A 24,314-nucleotide genomic window follows, 5' to 3' on the forward strand; every position below is an offset into this window, starting at 1 on the left:
CCGCCGCAATGCGCGGCACAGATAGATATAAGATGTGTTTCGGCCCGGATCAGCGTGCCCCGTCCAGCTCCAGGATGGCGCCGCCCCAGGTCAGGCCGCCGCCGAATCCGGAGAGCAGAGCCCGCATGCCGGGCCTGAGGGCGCCCGAGGCGCACAGCTCGTGGAGGAGCAGCGGGATGCTGGCGGCAGAGGTGTTGCCGTACTTGGCGATGTTCTTGGGGCACTTCTCCGGGGGGAGGTGCAGGTTCTTCACCACCCGGTCGATGATGCGCTCATTGGCCTGGTGGAGGACGAACAGGTCGATGTCCTCGGCGGTCATGTGGGCCTGCTCCAGCACCTGGGTGATGCACTTGGGCACGGTCTCCACCGCGAACTTGAACACGGCGGTGCCCTCCATGTGGATGTACTGGGGCGCTCCGGTGCCCGCGCCGGGCACATAGAGGACCTTCTCGTCTCCCCGGGCCCCCACCACGGTGTGAAGCACAGGGCAGTCGGGCCCGGACCGGACCACGGCGGCCCCCGCGCCGTCGCCGAAGAGGATGCAGGTGGTGCGGTCGGTGAAGTCCATCAGGCGGGAAAAGACCTCGCCGCCCACCACCAGGCCGTACTTCCTGGGGCAGGCGTCCAGCAGGCACTGGGCGGTGTGCAGCCCGTAGAGGAAGCCGGAGCAGGCCGCGTTCAGGTCCATGCACAGGCAGTCCTCGGGCAGGCCCAGCTCACGCTGGAGCAGGCAGGAGAGGGCGGGGGTGATGAAGTCGGGGGAGATGGTGGCCACCAGGCACACCCCCAGGTCGGCGGGGGAGATGCCCGCCCGGTCCATGGCCTGGCGGGCGGCGTCGGTGCACAGGGAGAGCAGGGTCTCGTCGGTGCAGTAGCGCCGCTCCTTGATGCCGGTGCGGGTGGAGATCCACTCGTCGCTGGTCTCCACCATGGCGGCCATGTCGTCGTTGGTGACCACCTTGGCCGGCGCGGCGGCTCCGGTGCCGCAGAGTTTGATGCCGTTCATCCCCGATCCCTCCTTATGGCCTGGTTGCCCATGGCACGGAATTTCCTGTAGCGCTGCTTGGCCAGGGCGGAGCCGCTCAGCTTGAGCAGCGGGGCCAGATTCCGGCTGATGGCGGCGTCCACAGCGGTGAACACCGCGTCGGGGTCGGTGTGGGCCCCGCCCTCGGGCTCGTGGATGATCTCGTCGATGACGCCCAGCTCCTTCAGGTCGGCGGCGGTGAGCTTCATCACGTCGCAGGCCTCGCTGCTGCGGGAGGCGTCCTTCCACAGGATGGCGGCAAAGCCCTCGGGGGAGAGGACGGAGTACACAGCGTTCTCCAGCATGAGCACGCTGTTGCCCACGCCCAGAGCCAGAGCGCCGCCGCTGCCGCCCTCGCCGGTGACCACCGAGATGACGGGCACCGTCAGGGCGGAGAGGATGGACAGGCACTTGGCAATGGCCTCCCCCTGGCCTCTGGCCTCGGCCTCCAGGCCGGGGTAGGCGCCGGGGGTGTCGATAAAGGTGATGACGGGGCGGCGGAACTTGTCCGCCTGCTCCATCAGCCGCTGGGCCTTCCGGTACCCCTCGGGGCTGGGCATGCCGAAGTTGAACTTCAGGTTCTCCTCCAGGGTGCGGCCCTTCCGGTGGCCGATGACGGTGACGGGCTGGCCGTGGTACAGGGCCACGCCGCCCAGAATGCTGGGGTCCTCGCCGAAGTGGCGGTCGCCCCGCAGCTCAAAGAAGTCGGTGAAAAGGGCGGAGATAAAGTCCGCCGTGCCCGGCCGCTGGGGGTTGCGGGCCAGGGCCACCCGCTGGGCGGGGGTAAGAGTCTGGTTCATCGGTCGCGGCCTCCCTTCGGGTCATGGAGCCGCAGCAGGCGGCTCAGCGTGGCGCGCAGTTCCTTCCGGGGCACCACCGCGTCCAGGAAGCCGTGGCTGAGCTGGTACTCCGCGCTCTGGAAGCCCTCGGGCACCGGCTGGCCGATGGTCTGCTCCACCACACGGGGACCGGCGAAGCCCACCAGGGCCCCGGGCTCGGCCAGCATGTAGTCGCCCAGGCTGGCGAAGCTGGCGGTGACGCCGCCGGTGGTGGGGTGGGTGAGCACGGAGATGTACAGCCCGCCGGCAGCGGAGAAGTGCTCCAGGGCGGCGGCGGTCTTGGCCATCTGCATCAGGGAGAGGATGCCCTCCTGCATCCGGGCCCCGCCGCTGGCGGAGAACAGGATGAGGGGCAGGCGGTTCTTCTCGGCGTACTCCACCAGGCGGGTGACCTTCTCGCCCACGGCGGCGCTCATGCTGCCCATGAAAAAGCGGCTGTCCAGCACGCCGACAGCCGTCCTGCGGCCGTCGATGCGGCCCGTGGCGGTGACCACGGCCTCACTCAGGCCGGTGCGCCGGCTCGCGTCGGCCAGCTTCCCGGCGTAGCCGGGGAAGGCCAGAGGGTCGGCGGAGGCCAGACGCTCATCCAGTTCCCGGAAGGTGCCCGGGTCCAGGATGAGGCTGAGCCGGTAGTAGGCGCTGACGGCGTGGTGATGGCCGCAGCGGGGGCAGACATAGAGGTTCTTGTGCAGCTCGCCCCTGGGCACCTCGGCCCCGCAGGCGGGGCAGGCCGGGGCGGGGGCGGAGCGGGGGCCGCCGCTGCGCAGGCTCTTGAGGGCCAGCAGCTTTTCGCGGCGGCGGGTAAATACGTTGCTCATTGCTTCTCCTCGCTTCCGCAGCGGCTCCAGGACAGGAGCGACTTGAGCTCACGGTCCAGGAAGCCGGTGGTGCAGCTTCCCCGGACAAAGTCCGGGTGGTACAGGATCTGATGGAGCAGCTCGGCGTTGGTGGCGTACCCCTCCACGATCAGCTCCTCCAGGGCCCGGCGCATCCGGCGGATGGCCTCCAGCCGGGTGGGGGCGTGGACGATGATCTTGGCGGCCAGGGAGTCGTAGAAGGGGGAGAGCTCGTAGCCGGTGTACAGGGCGGAGTCCACCCGCACGCCGCAGCCGCCGGGGAGATGGAGAAACTCCGTCTTGCCCGGGCAGGGGCGGAAGCCGTTGGCCGGGTCCTCGGCGTTGATGCGGCACTCGATGGCGTGGCCCTGGAGCTTCACGTCCTCCTGGGTCAGGGACAGGGGCAGGCCCGCGGCGATGCGGATCTGCTCCCGCACCAGGTCGGTGCCGGTGACCATCTCGGTGATGGGGTGCTCCACCTGAATCCGGGTGTTCATCTCAATGAAGTAGAAGTGACCCTCGCTGTCCAGCACGAACTCGATGGTGCCGGCGTTCTCGTAGCCCGCCGCCTTTGCGGCGGCCACGGCGGCGGCGCCCATCTGCTCCCGCAGCTCAGGGGTGAGGGCCTTGGAGGGGGCCTCCTCCAGCATCTTCTGGTTGCGGCGCTGGATGGAGCAGTCCCGGTCCCCCAGGTGGATCACATTCCCGTGGCGGTCGGCCAGGATCTGGAACTCGATGTGCCGGGGGTCCAGGATCAGCTTCTCCAGGTACATCTCACCGCTGCCGAAGCAGGCGACAGACTCGGCCCGGGCCTCCTCAAAGAGGGAGACAAAGTCCTCCGGGTCGTACACCCGGCGCATACCCCGGCCGCCGCCGCCGGCGGAGGCCTTGATGAGCACCGGGTAGCCGATGGAATCGGCCACGGCCTTGGCGGTCTGGGCGTCGGGCACCGGGCCGTCGGACCCGGGCACCACGGGCACCCCCGCCTTCTGCATCAGCGCCCGGGCGGAGGCCTTGTTGCCCATGGCCCGGATCACGTCGCCGGAGGGGCCGATGAAGGCGATGCCCTCCTCCTGACAGGCGTCGGCAAAGGCGTCGTTTTCAGACAGGAAGCCGTAGCCCGGGTGGATGGCGTCGCAGCCCGCGGCCTTGGCCACGGTGAGGATGGCGTCCATGTTCAGGTAGCTGTCGGCCGCCTTGGCGGGGCCGACGCAGTAGGCGCTGCCGGCAAACTGGACGTGGAGGGCGTCCGCGTCGGCCTGGGAGTAGACCGCCACGGTATCGATGTCCATTTCCCGGCAGGCCCGCAGGACCCGGAGGGCGATCTCCCCCCGGTTGGCAATCAAAACCCGCTTGAACATGGCTCAGACCGCCTTATAGCGCAGCAGAGGGGCGCCGAAGGAGACCAGGGCGCCGTCCTCCTGGAGCAGCGCCTCGATGACGCAGTCGCAGGGGGCGGTGACCTCGTTCATCATCTTCATGGCCTCCATCAGGCAGACCGTCTGCCCCTTCTTCACCTGGTCGCCCACGGACACAAAGGGGGCGGCGCCGGGGGAGGGGGAGGCGTAGTAGGTGCCCACCAGGGGGGCGGTGATGACGCTGCCCTCCTCCTCGGCGGGAGCGGCGGGCACAGCGGAGGCCGCGGGAGCCGCCGCCACAGGGGCGGCGGCGGGGGCGGACCCGGCTGCCTTGCTCAGCTCCAGGGAGAAGTCTTTGCAGGTGAACTTCATGCTGACAGCCGCGCTGCCCTCAAAGCGGGCCATCAGCTCAAACACGTCCTGATTGCTCATGGGCCGTGCCTCAGGCCTTGTGGGACTCGATGTAGGCCATCAGATCGCCCACGGTCTTCATGTTGGGCAGGTCCTCGTCCTCGATGGTCACGCCGGAGGCCTCCTCCAGAGCCATGGACAGCTCCACGGCGGCCAGAGAGTCGGCGCCCAGGTCCTCGGACAGGGAGGCCTCCATGGTCACGTCCTCGGCATCACAGCTCAGGGTCTCCACAATGATATCGCGCATTTCTTCGAAAGTCATGATAACGTACTCCTCATTATTTCATTCAATTATTTTAATTAAAAATTTTTAAGTAAAATAATTTAAGCGTTATTGTAGCGAGGGCAAGGGCATCTGTCAAGTATTTTTTTACCAAAAAATAGGGCCGCTTGCGCCGGAGGCCGGACTGTGCTAGGATAGAGAGTACAAGCCGGAAGCACAAAAAACGGGATAAAACCCGGATATACCGGCACAAAGTGAGGAAAAAACCATGTGTTGTGGAAATTGCTATATCGTGGGCGCGGGAGAACGGATCGATTTTCTTCCCGCGCCGGAGCAGGGGGATCTGCTCATCGCGGCGGACGGCGGCTACGCCTGGCTGCGGGAGAATGGGCTGGAGCCCGACCTGGTGGTGGGGGACTTTGACTCCATGGACGAGCCCGCCGGCGCGGCCCATCTGGTGCGCCTGCCCAGGGTGAAGGACGACACCGATACCATGGCCGCCGTCCGGCTGGGCCAGGCGCGGGGCTACCGCCGGTTCCACATCTTCGGCGGCACCGGGGGAAGATTTGACCACACCCTGGCCAATTTGCAGCTGTTGGCCTGGCTCTCCCGCCGTGGGGAGCAGGGGTGGCTGTACGGCCCGGACTGGACTGCCACGGCAATTACCGGCGGGGCAGTGGAGTTCGGCCCGGAGCACCGGGGCATGATCTCCGTGTTTGCCCACTCGGACACCGTCCGGGGCGTGACCATCCAGGGGCTGAAGTACACCCTGTCCGGGGCGGAGCTGGACAACGGCTTCTCCCTGGGGGTGAGCAACGAGTTTACAGGCGTCCCTTCCCGGGTATCGGCGGAGGAGGGCACCCTGCTGGTGGTGTGGGAGCGCTGAGACCCGCTCCTCTTAAATACTTGACATATGTCAGAAACAGAGTATAATATCTGACATAAGTCAGAAACGGAGGGAGAACAGATGCCCAGACCACAGAAGTGCAGGCGGGTGTGCCAGCTGCCCGGCTGGGCGGGCTTTGCCCCGGTGGGAGAGCAGCCCGGGCCGGAGGAGCCGGTGGTGCTGACAGTGGACGAGTTTGAGGTCATCCGCCTGCTGGACCTGGAGGGCCTGACCCAGGAGGCCTGCGCGGAGCAGATGGAGATCGCCCGCACCACGGTCACCGGCATCTGTGACAGCGCCCGCCGCAAGCTGGCCGACGCTCTGGTCAACGGGAAGCGGCTGGTCATCGCCGGGGGGAATTACCGCCTGTGCGACGGGCCGGGCTGCTGCCACCGCCGGGGCGGCTGCCGGAAAAAACAGTGTTTTGGAGGAGAAAACAGATGAAAATCGCAGTCACTTACGAGAATGGACAGGTTTTTCAGCACTTCGGCCACAGCGAGCAGTTTAAGGTGTACAATGTGGACAACGGCGCGGTGACCTCTTCCGCCGTGGAGCCCACCAACGGCAGCGGCCACGGGGCCCTGGCCGGATTCCTGGTCGGGCTGGGCGTGGACACCCTGATCTGCGGCGGCATCGGCGGCGGCGCCATCGCGGCCCTGGGCGAGGCGGGCATCACCGTCTACGGCGGCGTGTCCGGCGACGCCGACGGGGCGGTGGAGGCCCTGCTGGTGGGCAATCTGGCCCGCAACGCCGAGCCCACCTGCCACCACCACGACCACGGCCACCACGACTGCCACAGCCACGACCATACCTGCGGCGGACACTGCGGCGGCTGAGTCCATCGGAAAACAGAGACAGCGGACCGTCTTCCGGCGGTCCGCTGTTTTTGTCCCTCCGGCGTTCCGGCGTGGGTTTTGGGCCCGGGACGGCGGAGATTTTTCCCGTGGGAAAAAATTCTAAGTGTACTTGTGTAAAAGACAAAAGAGAGATATAATCTGTTGGTGTCGCTTTTATTGTGAGGAGGGAGCCTGTGGCAAAGACCATGGAGCCAATGACCAGCGGCGCGATCTGGAAGCGGATGATCCTGTTTGCGCTGCCGCTGATGCTGGGAAATCTATTTCAACAGATGTATAATACCGTGGATTCGCTGATCGTGGGCAATTTTATGGGGAGCAGCGCCCTGGCGGCGGTCAGCTCGTCGGGCAGCCTGATCTCCATGCTCATCGGTCTGCTGAGCGGCATTTCTTCCGGCGCAGGTGTGATCGTGGCCCGGCATTTCGGCGCCGGAGACAAGGAGGGGCTGCACCGCACCGTCCACACCATCGTGGCCTTCGGCCTGGTGGCGGGCGTGGTGATGACCGCCGTGGGCGTACTGCTCTCCCCCCAGATCCTGGTGTGGATGGGCACGCCGGAGAGCGTGATGGTGGAGTCCGTGGCATACCTGCGGATCTACTTCTGCGGTTCGCTGCCCTTTATGATGTACAATGTGTTTGTGGGCATTTTGCAGGCCGTGGGGGACGGACGCCACCCGCTGTACTACCTGATCGCCTCCTCCATCATCAACCTGTGCCTGGACCTGGTGTTCATCGAGGGGTTTAATGCCGGCGTGGGCGGCGCGGCCCTGGCCACGGTGATCTCCCAGGTGGTGAGCGCCCTGCTCTGCCTGATCCAGCTGATGCGCACAAAGGAGAGCTACCGGGTGGAGCTGAAGGCCATCCGGTTCCAGAAGGACATCCTGTGGCAGGTCATCCGAGTGGGCCTGCCCTCCGGCGTGCAGAACTCCATCATCGCCTTTGCCAATGTGATTGTCCAGTCCAACGTCAATGCCTTCGGAGAGATGGCCATGGCCGGCTACGGCGCCTACACCAAGGTGGAGGGCTTCGGCTTCCTGCCCATCAACAGCTTTACCCTGGCGCTGACCACCTTTGTGGGCCAGAACCTGGGCGCCATGGAGTATGAGCGGACGCGGAAGGGCGCCCGGTTCGGCATCCTGATGACCGTCACCCTGGCGGAGGCCATCGGTGTGCTGGTGTTTATCTTTGCCCCCCAGCTCATCGCCCTCTTCGACCCCACGCCGGAGGTGGTGGCATTCGGCATCGGCAAGGCAAGAACTGCCGCGCTGTTCTACTGCCTGCTGGCATTTGCCCACTCGGTGGCCGCCGTGCTGCGGGGCGCGGGACGGGCCGTGATCCCCATGGCCATTATGATTGCCATCTGGTGCGTGGTGCGGGTGACCTTCCTGTCCATCACCATCCCCCTGACTCACAGCATCCAGATGGTCTACTGGGTCTACCCCCTCACCTGGGGCATCAGCTGCATCCTGTTCTTCCTGTACTACAAGAAGGCGGACTGGATGAGTGCGCGGATGTAACCGAAGACAAGAAAAAAGGGCTGGAGCGCACCGCGCTCCAGCCCTTCGCATATTGACGGCAGTCAGTCCCCGTCGGAGCCGGTGAGCTGGTCTCCGCACCAGGGACAGAAGGGGTGGCTGCTTCCGGAGAGAAAGCCCAGAAAATGATGGCAGAAGGGACAGCGCAGCTTGACCAGCCCCAGAATGAAGCTGCCGATGCAGAGAAGCAGCCCCAGCGCGGACAGGGGAGCAAGGGCGCCGTCCTGGTAGGCGGACGCGCCGAAGATGAGGGCCCCGGCCAGAAAGACCCCGCTCACAATCCAGTCCCAATGTCGCAGCTTCAGACGCTTCACGGCAGATGCCTCCCGGTTCCATGAGATATGGATAGTCTAGCAGGAAACGGCAGGGAATGGGGGTAGGGCAGGTAAAAACTGTGTAAAGATCTGGAAAAACGGGGGCGATTGAAGGGGCAGGGAAAAGATGGTATAATAGAGACTGCTGAATTCGGATTCCGCTCCAGACGGGAAAAATTTTTTGTCATGCGCAATAAAAGCCCCGTCTGCTCCGTTATTCCTATGAGAGGGGAAGAAAGTATGCTGCTGTTTGGCCTGTCTGCAATCGAGCAGGAGCTCCGCCCGGCCAGAGCGCCCGCGCTGGAAGACAGCTTAATCGTAAGGATCGCCCGGGGAGAGACGCAGGCCTTCTCCGAGCTGTATCTCCGCGCCCACAAGGCGGTCTACGGCTTCGCGCTGTCCATTGTGAAGAACCAGCACGACGCGGAGGACGTGATGCAGGACACCTTTTTAAAGGTGGACGCCGCCGCCGGGAGCTACCAGCCCAAGGGCAAGCCCATGGCCTGGGTGCTCACCATCGCCCGGAACCTGGCGCTGGAGAAGCTGCGGGAGCGGCGGGACGTGCCCCTGGAGCAGGAGGAGGACTGGCATCTGTGGGCCAGCGTGGACCCCACCCGGGCCCAGGAGGATAAACTGGCCCTGGAGGCGGCCATGAAGTGCCTGGGGAACGAGGAGCGGCAGGTGGTCACCCTTCATGCCCTGAGCGGCCTGAAGCACCGGGAGATCGCGTCCCTGCTGGATATGCCCCTGGCCACGGTGCTCTCCAAGTACCGCAGGGCCCTGATCAAACTGAGAGATTATCTGGAGGAGCGTGAGGCGACATGAAGGAACAGGATGCGGAGGCCCGTCTGGCCCGCGCCATGGAGGATGCAGCCCCCAACCGCCTGGACGAGCTTCTGGAGGTGCGGGAGGAGGCCAGGCGACAGGAGAAGATCGTGGACATCAGCGCTCCGCCCAAGAAAAAGCGGCGGCGGTGGCAGAATTTCGCGGCGGCGGTGGCGGCGGCCCTGGTGCTGGTCATCGGCGGCGGCGGCTTTTTCGGCTGGCGGTACGCCAATGCCCCCGACTCCCTGGTGGGCATCGACGTCAACCCCAGCGTGCAGCTGTCAGTGAGCCGGAACGAGAAGGTGCTCAGCTGCGAGGCCCTGAACGCCGACGGCACGGAGATCATCGGCGACATGGACCTGCGGGGCGCCCAGCTCAACGTGGCGGTCAACGCCCTCATCGGCTCCATGGTACAGCAGGGCTACATTGACGATCTGAAGAACTCGGTGCTCATCACCGTGGAGAACAGGGACGCGGCCAAGGCCCAGGCCCTCCAGGAGAGCCTGATGGCGGATGTGAACGGGCTGCTGGCCGGGGAATCGGTGGACGCCTCGGTGCTGGGCCAGACCATCACCAGCCGGGACCAGACCCTGGCCAGCCAGGCGGAGACCTACGGCATCTCCGAGGGCAAGGCGGCGCTGATCCAGCGGATTCTGGACACCGACCCCACACTGACCTTTGAATCCCTGTCCGGGCTGTCGGTCAACGACCTGAGCCTGCTGCTCCAGGCCAAGCAGGCGGACACCAGCGGCCTCACCGTCACCGGCCAGGCCAGCGACAAGGCCTACATCGGCCTGGACAAGGCCACCGAGATCGCCCTGGCCCAGCTCCCGGGGGCCACCCTGAAGGAGATCGAGTTCGAGTACGACGACGGCATGGTCTATGAGGCGGAGCTGCTGAAGGACGGCTATGAGTACGACGTGGAGATCGACGCCCTCACCGGCGCGGTGGTCAAGTGGGACTACGAGCGGGACGACCACTGGAGCGGCAGCGTGGGGCAGCCCCAGACGCCCCCCCAGCAGGGGACGGTCTCTCCCCAGCCCTCCCAGAGCCAGCAGGCGACCTCAACCCCCCAGCCGAGCCAGACGGCCCTGATCACCGAGCAGCAGGCCAGAGACCTGGTGCTGGCCCAGATCCCCGGAGCTGCCATTGTAGAGTTCGAGCGGGACACCGACGACGGCCGGACGGTCTACAAGGGCGAGGCGGTGCTGAATGGCCGGGAGTACGAGTTCGAGATCGACGCCGCCACGGGCAGCTTCCTGGAGTGGGACGCCGACGACGTGGACGAGGGCTGGAACCAGGGGAACAGCACCTCCGCTGGCCAGACGGCGCTGGACGAGGAGGGGGCCCGCGCCCTGGTGCTGGCCCGAATCCCTGGGGCCACCATCGTGGAGTTCGAGCGGGAAACCGACGACGGCCGGGTCTACTACGAGGGCGAGGCGGTGCTGGACGGCCGGAAGTATGAGTTCGAGATCGACGCCACCGCCGGCGAGATCATCCAGTGGGACGCGGACAACCGCTGATCTTCCATAAAAAACGGGGTGCGGGCTGCTGACAGCGGCCCGCACCTCGTTTCATTCGGACAAAAAGCTCAGCGGTGGAACACCTTCAGGTCGGGGCCGCCGGTCCCCGGGACAATGGGCCTGGCCCGGTCTTTGCCGTGCTTTTCCTTCTCCTGGAGCTCCGGCACGGGCGGCTGGTCGTTGCGGGGCTGGGTGTGGGTCCGCTCCGGGCGGGACATTCCCTGTTTGGCCATGAGAGCACCTCCTCTGCATTTTCCCATAGTATGGCCCGGCGGCGGGAAAACATGTGGGGAAAAGAGAAAACGGTCCTCGCTCCGCGTCGCGGAGAGAGGACCGTTTTGCTGTGATTTTAGTTGCCGCTGACGTAGGAGTTGATCTCCTTGGCGGCCCAGGTGCCGCTGGCCATGGCCAGGCCCAGGGCGGCGCCCTCGTTGGAGTAGTAGGGGGTGGTGTACATGCTGCCTGCGTCCACGCCGGCCACATACAGACCGGGGATGGGCTCGTTGTCGGCGGTGAGAGCCCGCAGGTGGCTGTCCACCTTCACGCCGCCCAGGGTACCCCAGGCGCTGGGCTCGTACTCAAAGACGTAGAAGGGGCCCTCGCTGACCGGGGCGAGGAACACGGGGTCCTTGTAGAACTGGGTGTCCTTGCCGGCCTCGCACATGGCGTTGTACTCGGCCACAGTCTCGGGCAGATTCTCCAGACCGGTGATCTCGGCCAGCTCCTCGATGGTGTCGGCCTTCCAGGCCCAACCCTGGTCAATGGCCTCCTGGAGCTGGGCCTCGTTCTGGTCCAGCAGCTTGCCGTCCAGGGTCATCTTGCCCACGTACCAGTTCTCGGGGCTGCCCAGGTAGCTGTAGATGCCCTCCTCGCGGCAGGCGTCAAAGTAGGCCTGGTCGATGACGGAGTAGTACAGGCCCTCCCGCAGGGTGGCCTCGCCGCCCTCGGACAGAGCCATGGTGGCGATGACCTCCTCGTTGAAGAAGCGCTCGCCCTCACGGTTGACCATCAGGCCGCCGTACACGGCGTAGCTGAAGTTCTGGTTGGCGCCGAAGCTCCAGCCGCCGCCCTTGTGGTTGGAACCGGCGAACTCGTTGGCGATGATGGACCAGTTGCGGTCCAGGGTGCCGCCGGCGTCCACCACCATATTGATGCCGGCGCCGTCGGACAGGGTGTTACCCAGGGGGTTGACGGTCACGTTGCCGAAGTGCTCGTGGATCATGTCCTCATTGCCCAGGTAGCCGCCGGTGCACACCAGCACGGCCTTGGCCCGGACCTCCACGGTGACGCCGCCGGGCTGGCTGGCCCGCACGCCCACGGCAGCGCCGTTGTCCATGATGACCTCCTCGCCGGTGGTCTCCAGCAGGAACTGGCCGCCCAGGGACTCCACCTCTTCCTTCATGGGGGCGAAGCGGGCCTCGCCGCTCTCGTCAAAGCCGTGGCGGGCGCGGAAGCCGGCGCCGTAGTTGTCGGGCCGCAGGTACATGCCCACGCCGACTTCCACCATGGTGTTGATGGTCTCGCCGGACACGGACAGCACGTTGCGCAGCAGGGCGGCGTTGGACAGGGAGTGGCTGTAATTGTACATGTAGTTGAACAGGGTCTCCACGGAGACCTCCTGGCCCTCCTGCTCCTGGATCACGGTCTCGCAGGCGCTGGGGCCGCCGGCCACCGCGCCGTTGGACGCGCCTATGGTGGCGCCCTTCTCCAGGACGATGACCTTCAGGCCGGACTGGGCGGCCTCCACAGCGGCGTTCATGCCGGCCGCGCCGGCGCCCACGATGACCACGTCGGCCTCATAGCTGAGGGTCTCGCCGGAGCCCTCATTCTCAACAGGGGTCTGGAGGGCGGCCACGTCGCCGCCGGCCTGGGTGACGCAGTCGGCCACGGCGGTCAGGATGGCCTCGCTGGTGATGGTGGCGCCGGCCACGGTGTCAACGGCCAGGGTCTGGCCCTCCACCACGGCGGAGGGGATGCGCTCCAGGGCGGGGTCGGCGATGCCCTCGGTCTCGCTCTGCTCGGTGACGGTGACGCTCTCGATGGCGGTGTCGCTGAACACCACCTCCACGGTCACATCGCCGTTCTTGCCGGCGGCGGTGCCGGTGTAGGTGCCGGCGGTGTAGGATGCGCCGGCGGCAGGGGTGTTCTCCGGGCTGGCGGAGACGCTGGGGGAGGGGGAGCTGCTCTCTCCGGTCTGGGAGGGAGTGCAGGCGGCCAGGGACAGGACCATGGCGCCGCCCAGCAGCAGGCTGATGAGCTTTTTGGAATGCATTGCTTCTTTCTCTCCTCTTTCTTCACGAAATAATTTGTGAAGTTCTTAACAGAAGAGAGTATAAAGCTGGGTGTAACACCCAAGTCAAGAGGGGGAACGAAAAAAATTTAACAATCTCCTAACAATTTTCCGCTGACACTGGCAGGTAGATCATCCGATAGGCGGTGCGCTGTCCCCCCTCCACAGAGGTGACGGGCACCTGGCAGACAATGTCGTCCTCCAGGGCCATGCTGTTTCCGGCCAGGAAGCGGCCCAAGGGGGCGAAGGCCTCCCGGCACACCAGAGAGGCGGCGGAGTGGGCCTCGGCCATCCGGAGGCAGGGGCGGGGCGGGAAATAGCACATTTCCTCCAGAGGCCAGCCCTCCGACCGGTCCTCCCGGATGGCCAGGCCCCACTGGAATCGGAACTCCTGCCCCTGGGCGAAGGAGTTCCGGTCGATCACCAGCAGCCGCTCGCTGTAGGGCAGTTCCTCCAGCAGGCGGCGGGCCAGGGCCTTCTGCCGCTCGGTCTGATGGAACTCCTCCTGGGCGGACTGGGCCAGAAAGTAGTACCCGGGGCGCATACAGGAGACGGGGGCGGAGGGAGCGGAGACACCCTCCAGCAGGGCGGCGTACTCCTCCACCGCCGGGATCAGCCGCTCCAGCCGGGCCAGCTCTTCCTGCAGGCCCGCGATCCGCTCTCCCAGGGCGGCGTGGAGCTGGGTCAGGGAGGCGCCGCTGAGCAGCGCGCTGGTCTGGCGGACGGAAAAGCCCATGTTCCGCAGAGTCATGGAGCTGACCACCCGGCCGCCGTCGTAGATAGTAGTACCGGTAGCGGGACTGGGGGTCTCGGCGGGGCTCCAGCAGGCCGTGCTCCTCGTACAGCTTCAGCAGGTCGGCGGACACCCCCATCTCCTTTGCCAGACTGCTCACCTTATACTTCTTCATGCTGTCTACCTTTCCAATCTCCTGTTGCAAGCTTTTTCTGTCACAAATATTCTATCAAACGGGACAGGGCGCGGACAAGATGCCTGAGGAGGAGAAAAGGCGGCGTTGGGGGGAAACAGCGCCTTAAGGGGCGCGCTGCCGGGTGACGCCGCTGTCTGATATGCCGGTGCCCGGCGGAAGAGGGCCTGAGAGAGACGGTCAGAGCGCCAGGAACAGCCGGGCGGCGGCGAAGCCCAGAAGGGCGCAGCCGGGAAAGGTGAGCAGCCAGGCCAGAGCCATGGCCAGGACGGGACTGGGCTCTCCGCCCCGTCCCGCCCCCAGGATGGCGGCGGTCTTGACATGGGTGGTGGACACGGGCAGGCCCAGCAGGGTGCACAGCAGCAGGCACAGCCCGCCGCCCAGGTCGGCGGCCAGGCCGGTTTGGGGCGTAAGGGGCGCTGCACGGCCCAGGGCCGCCACGATCCGCTTTCCGCCCAGAGCAGTGCCCAGGGCCATGACGCCTCCGCAGAGAAGGGCCAGCCACAGGGGGAGGGGGAAGGTGTCCCAGTCCTGTCTCCCCTGAGCCAGGGCGGCCCCCAGGAGAAAGACGCCCATAAACTTCTGCCCGTCTTGGGCGCCGTGGAGAAAGGCCATGGCTCCGGCGGCCAGAATCTGGCCCCGGGCCAGGCGGGCGGGCGGGATCTTTATGGGCTCCATCCACCGGGCCGCCCCCCTTCCCAGCGCGGCCCCCAGGGCCACCGACAGGACCAGCCCTCCGGCTACCCGCAGCCAGGGTCCGGGGCGCAGGTTGGACAGTCCGCCGGGCAGGGCGGCTGCCGCCCCTGACAGCCCGGCCACCAGGGCGTGGCTCTCGCTGGTGGGGATGCCGAACCGCCACGCCAGCACCGCCCAGCACACGATGGCCGTCATGGCGGCGCACAGGGCGGCCAGGGCCGTCGAGGCGCTCCGACCGAAATCGGCGAGGGTAAAGACCGTCTCCAGGACCGCCCCGCCGGCGGCGGCCGCCCACAGGCTGCCCAGCAGGTTGCAGGCTGCCGCCAGCCATGCGGCCCGGCGGAAGGGCAGCACCCCGGACACCACCGCCGAGGCGATGGCGTTGGGCGCATCGGTCCAGCCGTTGACTAGGATGACGGCCAGCAGCAGGAGCGCGGTGCCCGCCAGGGCGGGGCTGGCGGCGGCGTGGCGGAGAAACTCGGACAAGGACAGGGGCATGGACCCACCTCCCGGTATGCTATGGGAAAGTGTACGGCCCTGTCCGGGAAAATAGCACCTGTTTGCCGGAAGACCGAGGGAAAATTCTCCAAAACACCGCCGCATGGCGGCGCGGAGACTTGTCCATTCCTACGAAATGAAAAAAACGCTTACGAGGCGAAGAAAACTGCGCTATAATCGAAGCAATGAATGGTAGTCGCAGTGAGCGGAAGCAGCGAGACGAAAGTTTCGCTGCTTCTTTTTTTGCGCTGCCGGTCAAAACAAGCCTGTGTGTCATATGAGGAGGAGCAAAGCATGCCCAAAACCAAGTTTCAGAACGTGATTTTCACCATCATCATGGCCGTCATCATGGTCTATGGAATGATCGTCTACAATGTGGCCCTGAATACCGGCGGCGTCACCAACGCCACCTTTGTCATGGCCCTCCACGAGCTGCCCATCATGGCGCCCATCGCCTTTGTGCTGGAGTTCTTTGTGGTGGAGAAGCTGGCTACCCGGCTGGCCTTCAGCTTCATGCGTCCCACTGACCGCCCCCAGTTCATCACCTACGCCATCTCCGTTATGATCGTGTGCATCATGTGCCCCGTCATGAGCCTGATCGCCACCCTGCTCTTCAAGGAGCCCAGCTTCGGCACCTGGATCCACACCTTCGGCTGCAATATGCCCATGGCCATGTTCTGGCAGATGCTCTACTGCGGCCCGCTGACCCGGCTGATCTTCCGGACCCTGTTCCGCAAGCAGCTGGCCGAGGCCAAGTGATATTCCGTTAAAAGACGAAGGCCCGCGCCGTCCATGGACGGCGCGGGCCTTTGCCGCTGTATATCCGGGAAAAGAGAACTCCCGGCCTTGCCGGGGGTGGCTGACTTCAGGCGTGCTTTGTCCGTCAGGAGAAGGGGATCAGCTCCATGGCCAGGAAGCCGAAGAACCAGGCGAAGACGGCCGTGATCACCAGGCACAGGGCCAGCAGGCCGTACTGGACCAGGCGGCGGCTGACGTACTTCTCCAGGGTCTCCAGGTATTTGGAGATGACGAAGACGTTGACGGCAAAAAACACCACGAACCAAAAGCTGCGGCGGAAGGAGATGATGGCCGAGGCCAGCAGGTACTGGCTGACCATATAGCAGAAGCTCTCGATGACAACGGTGAGGACGGCGCCCAGATTTTTCTTTTCCATACTCTCTTGATACTCCAGACTTGGGCCGCATGGGCGGCTCTTTTTTTACAGCACCCGGCCCAGGTAGCGCCCGGCGCAGGCGTTGGCGGCGGCGGCCTCCTCGGCCTCGTCCACGGTGACCAGCTGGCCGTTCTGCACCACGGCCCTGCCGTTGACCACCGTGTAGTCCACCGCGCCCTTCAGGCCTACGGTGGCCAGCATGGACCTGGGGTCCAGCTGGGCGGCCACCAGCTCGATCCGGTCCAGGTTCACCAGGAACAGGTCGGCGGCCATGCCGGTGGCCAGACAGCCGATGTCGTCCCGGCCCAGCAGGGCGGCGGAGCCCCGGGTGGCCAGCTTGAGGATGTCGTACCCGGTGGGGGCCGCCTGGCTGTAGGTCAGCCGCTGGAGCAGGTAGGCCACCCGCATCTCCTCCAGGAGGTTGGAGCCGTCGTTGGAGGCGGAGCCGTCCACCGCCAGACCGGCGGGGACACCCATGTCCAGCATCTCGTGGAGGCGGCATACGCCGGAGGCCAACTTCATGTTGGAGATGGGGCAGTGGGCCACGCCGGTGCCCGTCTCGGCCAGGAGCCGGAGCTCATCGTCGTTGAAGTGGATGCCGTGGGCGTACCACACGTCATTCCCCACCCAGCCCAGGGACTCCATGTAGGCCAGGGGGCGCATGCCGAACTTCTCCAGGGTGAACTTCTCCTCGTCCTTTGTCTCGGCCAGGTGGGTGTGGAGCCGGACCCCCAGGCTGCGGGCCAGTTTGGCGCTCTCCCGCAGCAGGTCGCCGGTCACCGAGAAGGGGGAGCAGGGGGCCAGGGCCACCCGATGCATGGCATACCGGCTGCCGTCGTGCCACACCTTCACCAGCCGCTCCGAGTCGGCCAGGATGGCGTCGATGGACTGGACCACGCTGTCGGGCGGCAGGCCGCCGTCCTTTTTGGACAGGTCCATGGAGCCCCGGGAGGCGTGGAACCGCATGCCCAGGGTGTCCGCCGCCCGGAACTGGGCGGCGATCAGGTCGCCGGCCCGGTTGGGGAACACATAGTGGTGGTCAAAGCAGGTGGTGCAGCCGTTTTTCAGCAGCTCCCCCATGCCGGTGAGGGAGGAATGGTACACCACCTCCTCGTCCAGGTTCTTCCAGACCTCATACAGCGTCACCAGCCAGGGGAACAGCTCCATCCGCTGGACCTCAGGCAGGTTGCGGGAGAAGATCTGGTACAGGTGGTGGTGGGTGTTGATGAGGCCGGGATAGACCGCCATGCGGGAGGCGTCGATGGTGGACTCAGCGTGGCACAGGTTGGGCCCGATGTACTCCACCACACCGTCCCGGATAAAGAGGTTGACCTTCTCGTAAAGGGTGTCGCGGTCGTCGCAGGAGACAATGTAGCGCGCGTTGCGGATGAGCAGAGTGGACATGGAGCGGCGCCCCCTTCCTGATGATCGATGCCGGGAGATTTTTCCTCTTACTATCATATCATGGGGCGGCGGGGAAGGCAAGCGGAGAGGGCCGGTCAGGCCAGAATCTGGGGCAGGAGCGCGGCGGTGTCCGGGTAGGAGAGGACGGCCTTGTCGATGTCCAGGCTGCGGGAGAGCTGGAGCTTCTTGCGGATGCTGCCGGCGTCGTCAAAGAGGACGAAGTGGGCGCCGGTCTTGGGGGACATGTAGGTGAAGTAGTGGGCGCACAGCTCGTTGGAGAAGAACACCGACGGGCTCAGTTCCTCCATCTTTTTGTCCAGCTCCTCCCTGGACATGGGCACGCCCTGGCCGGTGGGGGAGGGCAGGAAGAAGTCCTGCCGCACCAGCTCCACGTCCAGGGCCACCCGCCCGGCACCGTACGCCTCCACCGCCTCGGCCAGCCGCTGGCGGAGGGAGCCGCCCGACAGGGCGGTGGGGATGAGTACCCGGGCCGTGTCGGAGCAGCGGGCGTAGGCCTCGGGGACGTACAGGGGCCAGTCCCGCTTGTGCATCAGGTCTCCCAGTTGGGAGACGATCTGTCCCAGCACCGTGAGGGGCCGGGGGCGGAAGGCGCAGATGACCCCGTCAAAGCCCCTGGCGGCGCACTCACGCATGACCTCATGGCAGAAGGGCAGAGCCTGGCCCAGGCCGTCAAAGCCCGCGTCATCGATGACCATCAGTCCGCCCCGGACCGCCACCGGCATGTTGGCCCGGAACAGGTGGGGGCCGCCGCCTACCCGGTAGGCCGTGTGGGCCAGAGGCAGCCCCAGCCGGGAGGCGGCGCGGCTGTCGGCGGGCGGAACGGTGAGAATCAGTTGGGTTTTGGAACGCATAATGGATGGTACCCCCTTGTCCATGTTTTGCCGAAATGCTATAATGCAATCTATGCGGGCATGCTAAGGCTTAGAAGCAGAACAGATGAGGTGAACGGTTTGCCTTTTTCCCTGATACCCGACCGGGTATATCCCAGCATTTACGACATCGACCCCGCCGTCCTCAAAGAGGCGGGGATCACCCTGCTCCTGGCGGATCTGGACAACACCCTGGCAAAGTACGGCCAGCCGGAGCCGGACCAGCCCCTGCGGGACTGGAAGGACAGGCTGGAGGCGGCGGGGGTGGAGCTCTACCTCCTGTCCAACAGCCGCAAGCCCACCCGGGCCAGCCATTTCGCCCAGGCGCTGGGCATCCCCTACCAGGGCCACTCGGGCAAGCCGGGTACGGCGGGCTACTTCCGGGCCATGGAGCGCATGGGCCGCAGGCCGGAGCAGACCGCCATGGTGGGGGACCAGATCTTTACCGATATCCTGGGGGCCAGGCGGTCCGGCGTGAAGGCGCTGATGGTGGAGCCCATCGAGCTGGCGGGCAACCCGGGGCGCTACCTCCGCTACGCGGTGGAGGAGCCCTTCCGGCTTCTGGGAAGACGAAACAACAGGAGAGCATTATGAGCGCAAAATTCGGACCCGCGGGCAACGCGGAATCATTTCCCTATAAATCCTCGGTGGACGCCCCCCGCTGGCTCAGCGGCCTGGGGCTGGACGCCTACGAGTACCAGTGCGGCAAGGGGGTCAACGTGGGGGAGGACACGGCACGGAAGCTGGGCGCCGCCGCGGCGGCCAGCGGCGTAGCGCTGTCCCTCCACGCGCCCTACTTCATCAACCTGGCCAACCCCGACCCGGAGAGCCTGAAAAAGACCACGGGCTATATCATCGCCGCCTGCCGTGCGGCGGACTGGATGGGGGCTGTCCGGGTGGTCATCCACTCCGGGGCACTGATGAAGCGCACCCGCCGTCAGGCCCAGGACATCGCCCTGAACTCCCTGCGGGAGATCGTCTCCGCCGTGGACGGCGAGGGCTTTGGCCATATCACCCTCTGCCCCGAGACCATGGGCAAGATCAACCAGCTGGGGGACCTGGACGAGGTGCTGGAGCTGTGCACTCTGGACGAGCGGCTCACCCCCTGCATCGACTTCGGCCACCTGTACGCCCGCACCTTGGGGGAGCTGGAGGGCCATGAGGCCTGTGTCCGCATGCTGGACCGGGTGGCGGAGGTACTGGGGGAGGAGCGGGCCTCCCGCTTCCACAGCCACTTCTCCAAGATCCAGTTCACCCCCAATGGCGGCGAGAAGATGCACCTGACCTTTGATCAGGACGAGTTCGGTCCCGACCCGGAACCCCTGATGGCCGAGATCGCCCGCCGGGGCTGGAGCCCCACCTTTATCTGCGAATCGGCCGGAACACAGGCTGAGGATGCGGTGACTATGAAAAAGCTGTATCAGGCGGCGCTGTAACGCCGCCGTACGGACGGCTTCTCGATGAGAAATCAGCCGTCAACTTATAAAGAAGGAAGTAGATTACAATGAATCATCTGAAGCAAATCGCAGCCAAGCTGCCCGAATACGGAATCGACGCCATGCTGCTCTCCAGCGCCCCCGGCGAGTTCTACGGCGTGGGCTTCCACGGCGAGGGCTATGTGGTGGTGACCGCCGGCGAGTGCCGCTACTTCACCGACTCCCGCTACATCGAGGCGGCGGAGAAGACCGTCACCGGCGCGGCCATCACCATGACCGACCGGAACCGGAGCTATCCTACCCTGCTCCAGCAGGCCATCGACGATCTGGGCATCCGCAAGCTGGGCTTTGAGGACCGCTACATGACCGTGGCCCAGTACAACTACCTGAACAACGCCCTGCAGGTGGAGCTGGTGCCCGCCCAGGGCCTGGTCAACGGCCTGCGGGCCGCCAAGGACCAGGAGGAGCTGGACGCCATGGTCAAGGCCCAGCGGATCGCCGAGCGGGCCTTTGACGAGATCCTCAAGTTCATCAAGCCCGGCGTCACCGAGAAGGAGATCGCCGCCAAGCTGGAGTACGACATGCTCCGCTTCGGCGCCCAGAAGATGTCCTTTGACCCCATCGTGGTGTCCGGCCCCAACGGCAGCCTGCCCCACGGCGTGCCCGGCGACAAGAAAGTGGAGAGCGGCGAGTTCATCACCATGGACTTCGGCTGCATCTACGGTGGCTACTGCTCCGACATGACCCGCACCGTGGCCCTGGGCGAGCCCACCGAGGAGATGAAGAAGGTGTACAACGTGGTGCTCCAGGCCCAGCTGGCCGGTCTGGCCGCCTCCAAGGCCGGGGTCACCGGCAAGAGCATCGACGCCGCCGCCCGCAAGGTCATTGAGGACGCCGGCTACGGCGAGTACTTCGGCCACGGCTACGGCCACAGCGTGGGCATCGAGATCCACGAGTCCCCCAACGCCAACATGCGGGACGAGACCCTCATGCCCGTGGGCGCTGCCGTGTCCGCCGAGCCGGGCATCTATCTCCCCGGCCGCTTCGGCGTGCGCATCGAGGACGTGGCCGTCATGACCGAGGACGGCTGCATCGATATCACCAAAGCGCCCAAGGAACTCATTGTTCTCTGAGTGATTTCCTTAAAATTCTGCCGGTCAGGGGGAAAAGCCCTTGCAAAAACGGGAAGAATACGGTAGAATAGCTTGATAATATGTGAACCCCCACAAGATACCAATTTTTGGAGGACGATACCCATGATTAGTGCAAGCGATTTTCGTAACGGCATGACCTTTGAAATGGACGGCCAGGTTATGCAGGTGGTCGAGTTCCAGCACGTGAAGCCCGGCAAGGGCGCGGCCTTTGTCCGCACCAAGATGAAGAACGTCATCACCGGCGGCGTCACCGAGACCTCCTTCAACCCCACCGCCAAGTTCGAGGAGGCCTTTGTGGAGCGCAAGGACATGGAGTACAGCTACAACGACGGCGATCTCTACTACTTCATGGACCCCGAGACCTATGACCTGGTGCCCATCGACGGCCACGTGCTGGGCGACAACTTCCGGTTCGTGAAGGAGAACATGACCTGCAAGATCAACTCCTACAAGGGCAAGATCTTCTCCGTGGAGCCTCCCACGTTCGTGGAGCTGGAGGTCACCGACACCGATCCCGGCTTCCGCGGCGACACCGCCACCAACGTGACCAAGCCCGCCACCCTGGAGACCGGCACGGAGATCAAGGTGCCCCTGTTCATCAACCCCGGCGACCGTATCAAGATCGACACCCGTACCGGCGAGTACCTGGAGCGCTGCAAGGCCTGAGTTCAGGCAACACCGGAGGACAGGACCGGTTTCCACACGGGTGTCGGCGGGGCCCCGCACAGCGGGGCGCGCGGCAGCGCGTACAAGCATTTTGCCTGCGGCAAAATCTTGCCGCAGGGCGGATTCACTCCGCCCGCGGAAGTGGAAAAGGGACCCCGGACAAATTCCGATTTGGCCGGGTCACCCGTACCGGCGAGTACCTGGAGCGCTGCAAGGCCTGCGTTTATCCTGACGGCAATCTGCCGTCCGGGTGAGGCATGGCGGAATATCCACTTTCGAACGGTCCCAAGAGGATGAGTGTGAAAGGAGATTAACATGACGATTTCTGAGAAGGTCGCGTACCTGAAGGGTCTGGCCGAGGGCATGAAGCTGGACACCGAGGAGTCCAAGGAGGGCAAGCTCATCAGCGTGATGATCGGCATCCTGGAAGAGGTCGGCCTGTCCATCGAGGACATGGAGGACAACATGGAGGCCATGGGCGAGGAGATCGACGCCATTTCCGACGATCTCTCCGACGTGGAGAAGGTTGTCTATGATGAGGATGACGAGGACGAGGACGAGTGCGGCTGCGGGGACGACGACTTCTTTGAGGTCAAGTGCCCCACCTGCGGCGAGGACCTGGTCATCGACGAGGACGTGCTGGAGGCCGGCACCGTGGAGTGCCCCCACTGCAAGGGCAAGTTCGTCATCGACATGGGCGACTGTGAGGACGACGACTGCGGCTGCGGCTGTGGCTGCGACCATGACCACGACCACGACGGCGAGGAATAAGCAAGCGATAAAAGCCCGGAGCGTTTAGGAGCGGTGACGTAAGAAAACATTTATGTGAGAGAATCGGCGTAGTTTAGGCTACGCCGGTTTTCTTTTCTTTTTGGGCTGCTTGGGATTGCTCCCTTGCTTCCTCAAAATCAAATGCACCAATGAAGTTATAGACGATCTCAATTTCTCTAACCTTAATGCGCGGCTCGTTCTCGTCCGGCGTGTAAACCTCGGAGATATAAATTTTCTCCACAAACTCCCGGAGAACAGATGCGTCAAGCTGCTGCATATCGGTGTACTTCCTGACCGCTGCAATAAACTGTCTGACATTGACTTTCTGCTTTTCCTGTTCCTTGACTTCCTGCCGAAGATGTTCGACAAGGTTTGTAAGGTTGGTCTGTTCCAGCTCATAGTCACGGGACAGTTTGATGAAACGCTCGTCGGAGAGCTTGCCGGAAATGTTATCCTCATACAGTCGCTTGATGATAACATCCAGCTCGGCAATCCGCTTTTGCGATTGCGTCAGGGTATCTTTCTTTTGCGCCAGCTCCTTGTCCCGTTCCCGCAGGCTTTGATCCGCTGCCCGCTGCACAAAGTCGTCCTCATACTGCGTCACATACTGAATGGCTTCCCGCAGGTTCCGCAGTACGATTTCTTCAAGGACAACGCGCCGGATTGAATGGGTCGTACATAAGGTGCGGTCTTTGCGGTAGGTAGAACAAATGTAGTATTCCTGTTCCGGCTTGAAGTAGTTCGTCCGGCACAGGTACATCCTTCCGCCGCAATCCGCACAGTACAGCAGGCCGGAGAACATTCCCATGTCGCCCATCTTGGTCGGGCGGCGGCGGCCCTGCCGGATTTTCTGAACGATCAGAAACACGCTTTCCTCAATGATGGGTTCCTGCGTGTTCTCAAAGATCACCCAGTCTGCCGGATCATTCCATAATACTTTCTTGCTCTTGAACGATAGGTTTCCGCTATGAGCCTGTCGGCTGGGATGTGCCTGTAACACAACATGGTCGTTCGTAGGGAAAATTTCTACTAAACCACACCGGCTGCGCTTGAACGCACCCATACATTTCTATATGGTCTTCTTATAGACCCGTACATTCGCGGATTCGTCAGTTCGCCCGCTACGGCGAACATTCTAACCGTGGGTATTTTATAGCCCCTTGGCCTATAGGCAACACAGTCTGCCTTCAGACCGCTTTCGGCCGCCGTTGCGGCGGCTACGGTTGCTCTCGGCCGTTGTCGTGGGGCTTCGTACACCGGCTTTGCGGCCGATGCACGCCCACCGAGGGCAGGCGTTTCAGGGCGTTACCCCGTCATTCCACCTGTCGGATTACCAGTTATCCAAACAACGGTATTTTGTTGTTTGTCCGCTGACTTTTTACCGCCAGCGAACGAGTCGCACTCACCCAAAAATCTTCCGCGCTTTTTTCGCCCTCGCCCTTGGTGTTGCAGATCAGGGTGTTTACCAGCTTCAACACGTCTTTTTCCGAGTGCAGATACCGAAACGGGTTGTATTTCATGCTCTTGGAAAAGTTGATGGTGTTCAGCACTTTCACGCGGTAGCCGCTGCGGATAAGGAGCTGGCCCACTTCACCGATCAAGCTGCCCTTCGGGAGTGTTTTGTCAAGATAAATGAAGGGAATATCTCACCGAGTTTTGCATCAAAAATTCGATGATTTCACATCGTCCTTCATCAGTCGCTTCATTTTGTCCTCCAGCGTGTCCTTTGCGGTCTGGCTGAAATGAACGCCCACCACATAGGTGGTCTTGCCCAGCTTCAT

Annotated in this window: 28 protein-coding genes and 2 pseudogenes; 12 read left to right on the forward strand and 18 right to left on the reverse strand. The window is 64.2% G+C overall.

Annotated elements, in window-relative coordinates; translation table 11 throughout:
- Nucleotides 1-49 precede the first annotated feature (49 nt).
- The 6 genes from WMO64_RS03595 to acpP are packed head-to-tail and all read right to left on the reverse strand — an operon-like array spanning nt 50 to nt 4,730.
- Nucleotides 50-1,006, reverse strand: coding sequence for a beta-ketoacyl-ACP synthase III (locus WMO64_RS03595; protein WP_349231043.1), 957 nt, complete (start codon nt 1,004-1,006; stop codon nt 50-52).
- The gene (locus WMO64_RS03600) at nt 1,003-1,824 is read right to left on the reverse strand and encodes an acetyl-CoA carboxylase carboxyltransferase subunit alpha (protein WP_294517375.1); all 822 of its coding nucleotides are present in this window, start codon (nt 1,822-1,824) and stop codon (nt 1,003-1,005) included. The genes WMO64_RS03595 and WMO64_RS03600 overlap by 4 nt, the downstream gene beginning before the upstream one ends.
- Complete coding sequence (accD, locus tag WMO64_RS03605) at nt 1,821-2,681, reverse strand: acetyl-CoA carboxylase, carboxyltransferase subunit beta (RefSeq protein WP_294517373.1); 861 nt, start codon at nt 2,679-2,681, stop codon at nt 1,821-1,823. The genes WMO64_RS03600 and accD overlap by 4 nt, the downstream gene beginning before the upstream one ends.
- Nucleotides 2,678-4,060 (reverse strand): acetyl-CoA carboxylase biotin carboxylase subunit, encoded by a 1,383-nt coding sequence (gene accC / locus WMO64_RS03610; protein ID WP_349231044.1) that lies wholly within the window; start codon nt 4,058-4,060, stop codon nt 2,678-2,680. The genes accD and accC overlap by 4 nt, the downstream gene beginning before the upstream one ends.
- A gap of 3 nt (nt 4,061-4,063) precedes the next feature.
- Nucleotides 4,064-4,489 (reverse strand): acetyl-CoA carboxylase biotin carboxyl carrier protein, encoded by a 426-nt coding sequence (locus tag WMO64_RS03615; RefSeq protein ID WP_349231045.1) that lies wholly within the window; start codon nt 4,487-4,489, stop codon nt 4,064-4,066.
- Nucleotides 4,490-4,499: 10 nt separating this feature from the next.
- Nucleotides 4,500-4,730, reverse strand: a complete 231-nt coding sequence (acpP, locus tag WMO64_RS03620) for an acyl carrier protein (RefSeq protein WP_294517364.1) — start codon at nt 4,728-4,730, stop codon at nt 4,500-4,502.
- Between the two features lie 229 nt (nt 4,731-4,959).
- Here acpP and WMO64_RS03625 point away from each other — a divergent pair, with 229 nt between their 5' ends.
- The 4 genes from WMO64_RS03625 to WMO64_RS03640 all read left to right on the forward strand — a co-directional run bounded on the left by WMO64_RS03625 (nt 4,960) and on the right by WMO64_RS03640 (nt 7,948).
- Nucleotides 4,960-5,577, forward strand: a complete 618-nt coding sequence (locus WMO64_RS03625) for a thiamine diphosphokinase (RefSeq protein WP_349231046.1) — start codon at nt 4,960-4,962, stop codon at nt 5,575-5,577.
- A gap of 81 nt (nt 5,578-5,658) precedes the next feature.
- Nucleotides 5,659-6,021, forward strand: coding sequence for a DUF134 domain-containing protein (locus tag WMO64_RS03630; RefSeq protein WP_294517360.1), 363 nt, complete (start codon nt 5,659-5,661; stop codon nt 6,019-6,021).
- Nucleotides 6,018-6,413, forward strand: coding sequence for a NifB/NifX family molybdenum-iron cluster-binding protein (locus WMO64_RS03635; RefSeq protein ID WP_349231047.1), 396 nt, complete (start codon nt 6,018-6,020; stop codon nt 6,411-6,413). Before WMO64_RS03630 ends, WMO64_RS03635 begins: the two co-directional genes overlap by 4 nt.
- A 206-nt stretch (nt 6,414-6,619) precedes the next feature.
- The gene (locus tag WMO64_RS03640) at nt 6,620-7,948 is read left to right on the forward strand and encodes an MATE family efflux transporter (RefSeq protein ID WP_349231122.1); all 1,329 of its coding nucleotides are present in this window, start codon (nt 6,620-6,622) and stop codon (nt 7,946-7,948) included.
- Between the two features lie 62 nt (nt 7,949-8,010).
- Here WMO64_RS03640 and WMO64_RS03645 read toward each other — a convergent pair whose 3' ends face one another.
- On the reverse strand, nt 8,011-8,280 hold the full coding sequence (locus WMO64_RS03645; protein WP_294517356.1) for a hypothetical protein: 270 nt from the start codon (nt 8,278-8,280) through the stop codon (nt 8,011-8,013).
- Between the two features lie 240 nt (nt 8,281-8,520).
- Between WMO64_RS03645 and WMO64_RS03650 the strand changes: the two genes are divergently transcribed.
- The gene (locus tag WMO64_RS03650) at nt 8,521-9,105 is read left to right on the forward strand and encodes an RNA polymerase sigma factor (RefSeq protein ID WP_294517354.1); all 585 of its coding nucleotides are present in this window, start codon (nt 8,521-8,523) and stop codon (nt 9,103-9,105) included.
- Nucleotides 9,102-10,628 carry a PepSY domain-containing protein gene (locus WMO64_RS03655; RefSeq protein WP_294517352.1) on the forward strand — a complete coding sequence of 509 codons (1,527 nt, stop codon included), beginning with the start codon at nt 9,102-9,104 and terminating at the stop codon, nt 10,626-10,628. Before WMO64_RS03650 ends, WMO64_RS03655 begins: the two co-directional genes overlap by 4 nt.
- Before the next feature lie 68 nt (nt 10,629-10,696).
- Here WMO64_RS03655 and WMO64_RS03660 read toward each other — a convergent pair whose 3' ends face one another.
- The 5 genes and pseudogenes from WMO64_RS03660 to WMO64_RS03675 all read right to left on the reverse strand — a co-directional run bounded on the left by WMO64_RS03660 (nt 10,697) and on the right by WMO64_RS03675 (nt 15,038).
- Nucleotides 10,697-10,861 carry a hypothetical protein gene (locus WMO64_RS03660; RefSeq protein ID WP_349231048.1) on the reverse strand — a complete coding sequence of 55 codons (165 nt, stop codon included), beginning with the start codon at nt 10,859-10,861 and terminating at the stop codon, nt 10,697-10,699.
- 116 nt (nt 10,862-10,977) lie between these two features.
- Entirely contained in the window at nt 10,978-12,900 is a 1,923-nt protein-coding gene (locus WMO64_RS03665) for an FAD-dependent oxidoreductase (RefSeq protein WP_349231049.1), read from the reverse strand.
- A gap of 118 nt (nt 12,901-13,018) precedes the next feature.
- Nucleotides 13,019-13,669, reverse strand: coding sequence for a hypothetical protein (locus tag WMO64_RS03670; RefSeq protein ID WP_349231050.1), 651 nt, complete (start codon nt 13,667-13,669; stop codon nt 13,019-13,021).
- A 43-nt stretch (nt 13,670-13,712) separates the two neighbouring features.
- A pseudogene (locus WMO64_RS17105) lies at nt 13,713-13,826 on the reverse strand (MerR family DNA-binding transcriptional regulator); the annotation flags it as partial.
- A 198-nt stretch (nt 13,827-14,024) separates the two neighbouring features.
- Complete coding sequence (locus tag WMO64_RS03675) at nt 14,025-15,038, reverse strand: inorganic phosphate transporter (protein WP_349231051.1); 1,014 nt, start codon at nt 15,036-15,038, stop codon at nt 14,025-14,027.
- Nucleotides 15,039-15,332: 294 nt separating this feature from the next.
- On the opposite strand from WMO64_RS03675, the gene WMO64_RS03680 reads away from it, so the two are divergent.
- The gene (locus tag WMO64_RS03680) at nt 15,333-15,797 is read left to right on the forward strand and encodes a DUF2798 domain-containing protein (RefSeq protein ID WP_294517342.1); all 465 of its coding nucleotides are present in this window, start codon (nt 15,333-15,335) and stop codon (nt 15,795-15,797) included.
- Between the two features lie 124 nt (nt 15,798-15,921).
- On the opposite strand, the gene WMO64_RS03685 is transcribed toward WMO64_RS03680, so the two are convergent.
- The 3 genes from WMO64_RS03685 to WMO64_RS03695 form a co-directional block, all read right to left on the reverse strand.
- Nucleotides 15,922-16,212, reverse strand: coding sequence for a hypothetical protein (locus tag WMO64_RS03685; RefSeq protein ID WP_294517340.1), 291 nt, complete (start codon nt 16,210-16,212; stop codon nt 15,922-15,924).
- 45 nt (nt 16,213-16,257) lie between these two features.
- Nucleotides 16,258-17,616 carry an 8-oxoguanine deaminase gene (locus WMO64_RS03690; protein ID WP_349231052.1) on the reverse strand — a complete coding sequence of 453 codons (1,359 nt, stop codon included), beginning with the start codon at nt 17,614-17,616 and terminating at the stop codon, nt 16,258-16,260.
- A 95-nt stretch (nt 17,617-17,711) separates the two neighbouring features.
- Complete coding sequence (locus tag WMO64_RS03695) at nt 17,712-18,488, reverse strand: hypothetical protein (RefSeq protein WP_349231053.1); 777 nt, start codon at nt 18,486-18,488, stop codon at nt 17,712-17,714.
- Between the two features lie 90 nt (nt 18,489-18,578).
- On the opposite strand from WMO64_RS03695, the gene WMO64_RS03700 reads away from it, so the two are divergent.
- The 5 genes from WMO64_RS03700 to WMO64_RS03720 all read left to right on the forward strand — a co-directional run bounded on the left by WMO64_RS03700 (nt 18,579) and on the right by WMO64_RS03720 (nt 22,533).
- Nucleotides 18,579-19,100, forward strand: a complete 522-nt coding sequence (locus tag WMO64_RS03700) for a YqeG family HAD IIIA-type phosphatase (RefSeq protein WP_294517334.1) — start codon at nt 18,579-18,581, stop codon at nt 19,098-19,100.
- Nucleotides 19,097-19,942: a TIM barrel protein gene (locus WMO64_RS03705; protein ID WP_349231054.1), complete on the forward strand. Its 846-nt coding sequence runs from the start codon at nt 19,097-19,099 to the stop codon at nt 19,940-19,942. The genes WMO64_RS03700 and WMO64_RS03705 overlap by 4 nt, the downstream gene beginning before the upstream one ends.
- A 68-nt stretch (nt 19,943-20,010) precedes the next feature.
- Entirely contained in the window at nt 20,011-21,075 is a 1,065-nt protein-coding gene (locus tag WMO64_RS03710) for a M24 family metallopeptidase (protein ID WP_349231055.1), read from the forward strand.
- Nucleotides 21,076-21,198: 123 nt separating this feature from the next.
- On the forward strand, nt 21,199-21,762 hold the full coding sequence (gene efp / locus WMO64_RS03715; RefSeq protein ID WP_294517327.1) for an elongation factor P: 564 nt from the start codon (nt 21,199-21,201) through the stop codon (nt 21,760-21,762).
- Nucleotides 21,763-22,077: 315 nt separating this feature from the next.
- On the forward strand, nt 22,078-22,533 hold the full coding sequence (locus tag WMO64_RS03720; protein ID WP_349231056.1) for a CD1247 N-terminal domain-containing protein: 456 nt from the start codon (nt 22,078-22,080) through the stop codon (nt 22,531-22,533).
- Nucleotides 22,534-22,606: 73 nt separating this feature from the next.
- Here the strand turns inward: WMO64_RS03720 and WMO64_RS03725 are convergent, their stop codons facing one another.
- The 3 genes and pseudogenes from WMO64_RS03725 to WMO64_RS03735 all read right to left on the reverse strand — a co-directional run bounded on the left by WMO64_RS03725 (nt 22,607) and on the right by WMO64_RS03735 (nt 24,314).
- Nucleotides 22,607-23,596 (reverse strand): DUF4368 domain-containing protein, encoded by a 990-nt coding sequence (locus WMO64_RS03725; RefSeq protein WP_349231057.1) that lies wholly within the window; start codon nt 23,594-23,596, stop codon nt 22,607-22,609.
- A gap of 328 nt (nt 23,597-23,924) precedes the next feature.
- Nucleotides 23,925-24,152 (reverse strand): annotated as a pseudogene (locus WMO64_RS03730) (type IV secretory system conjugative DNA transfer family protein); the annotation flags it as partial.
- A gap of 42 nt (nt 24,153-24,194) precedes the next feature.
- The gene (locus WMO64_RS03735) at nt 24,195-24,314 is read right to left on the reverse strand and encodes a transposon-encoded TnpW family protein (protein ID WP_072849168.1); all 120 of its coding nucleotides are present in this window, start codon (nt 24,312-24,314) and stop codon (nt 24,195-24,197) included.

The organism is Pseudoflavonifractor intestinihominis, from assembly GCF_040096055.1.
Taxonomy (GTDB): Bacteria; Bacillota; Clostridia; order Oscillospirales; family Oscillospiraceae; genus Pseudoflavonifractor; species Pseudoflavonifractor intestinihominis.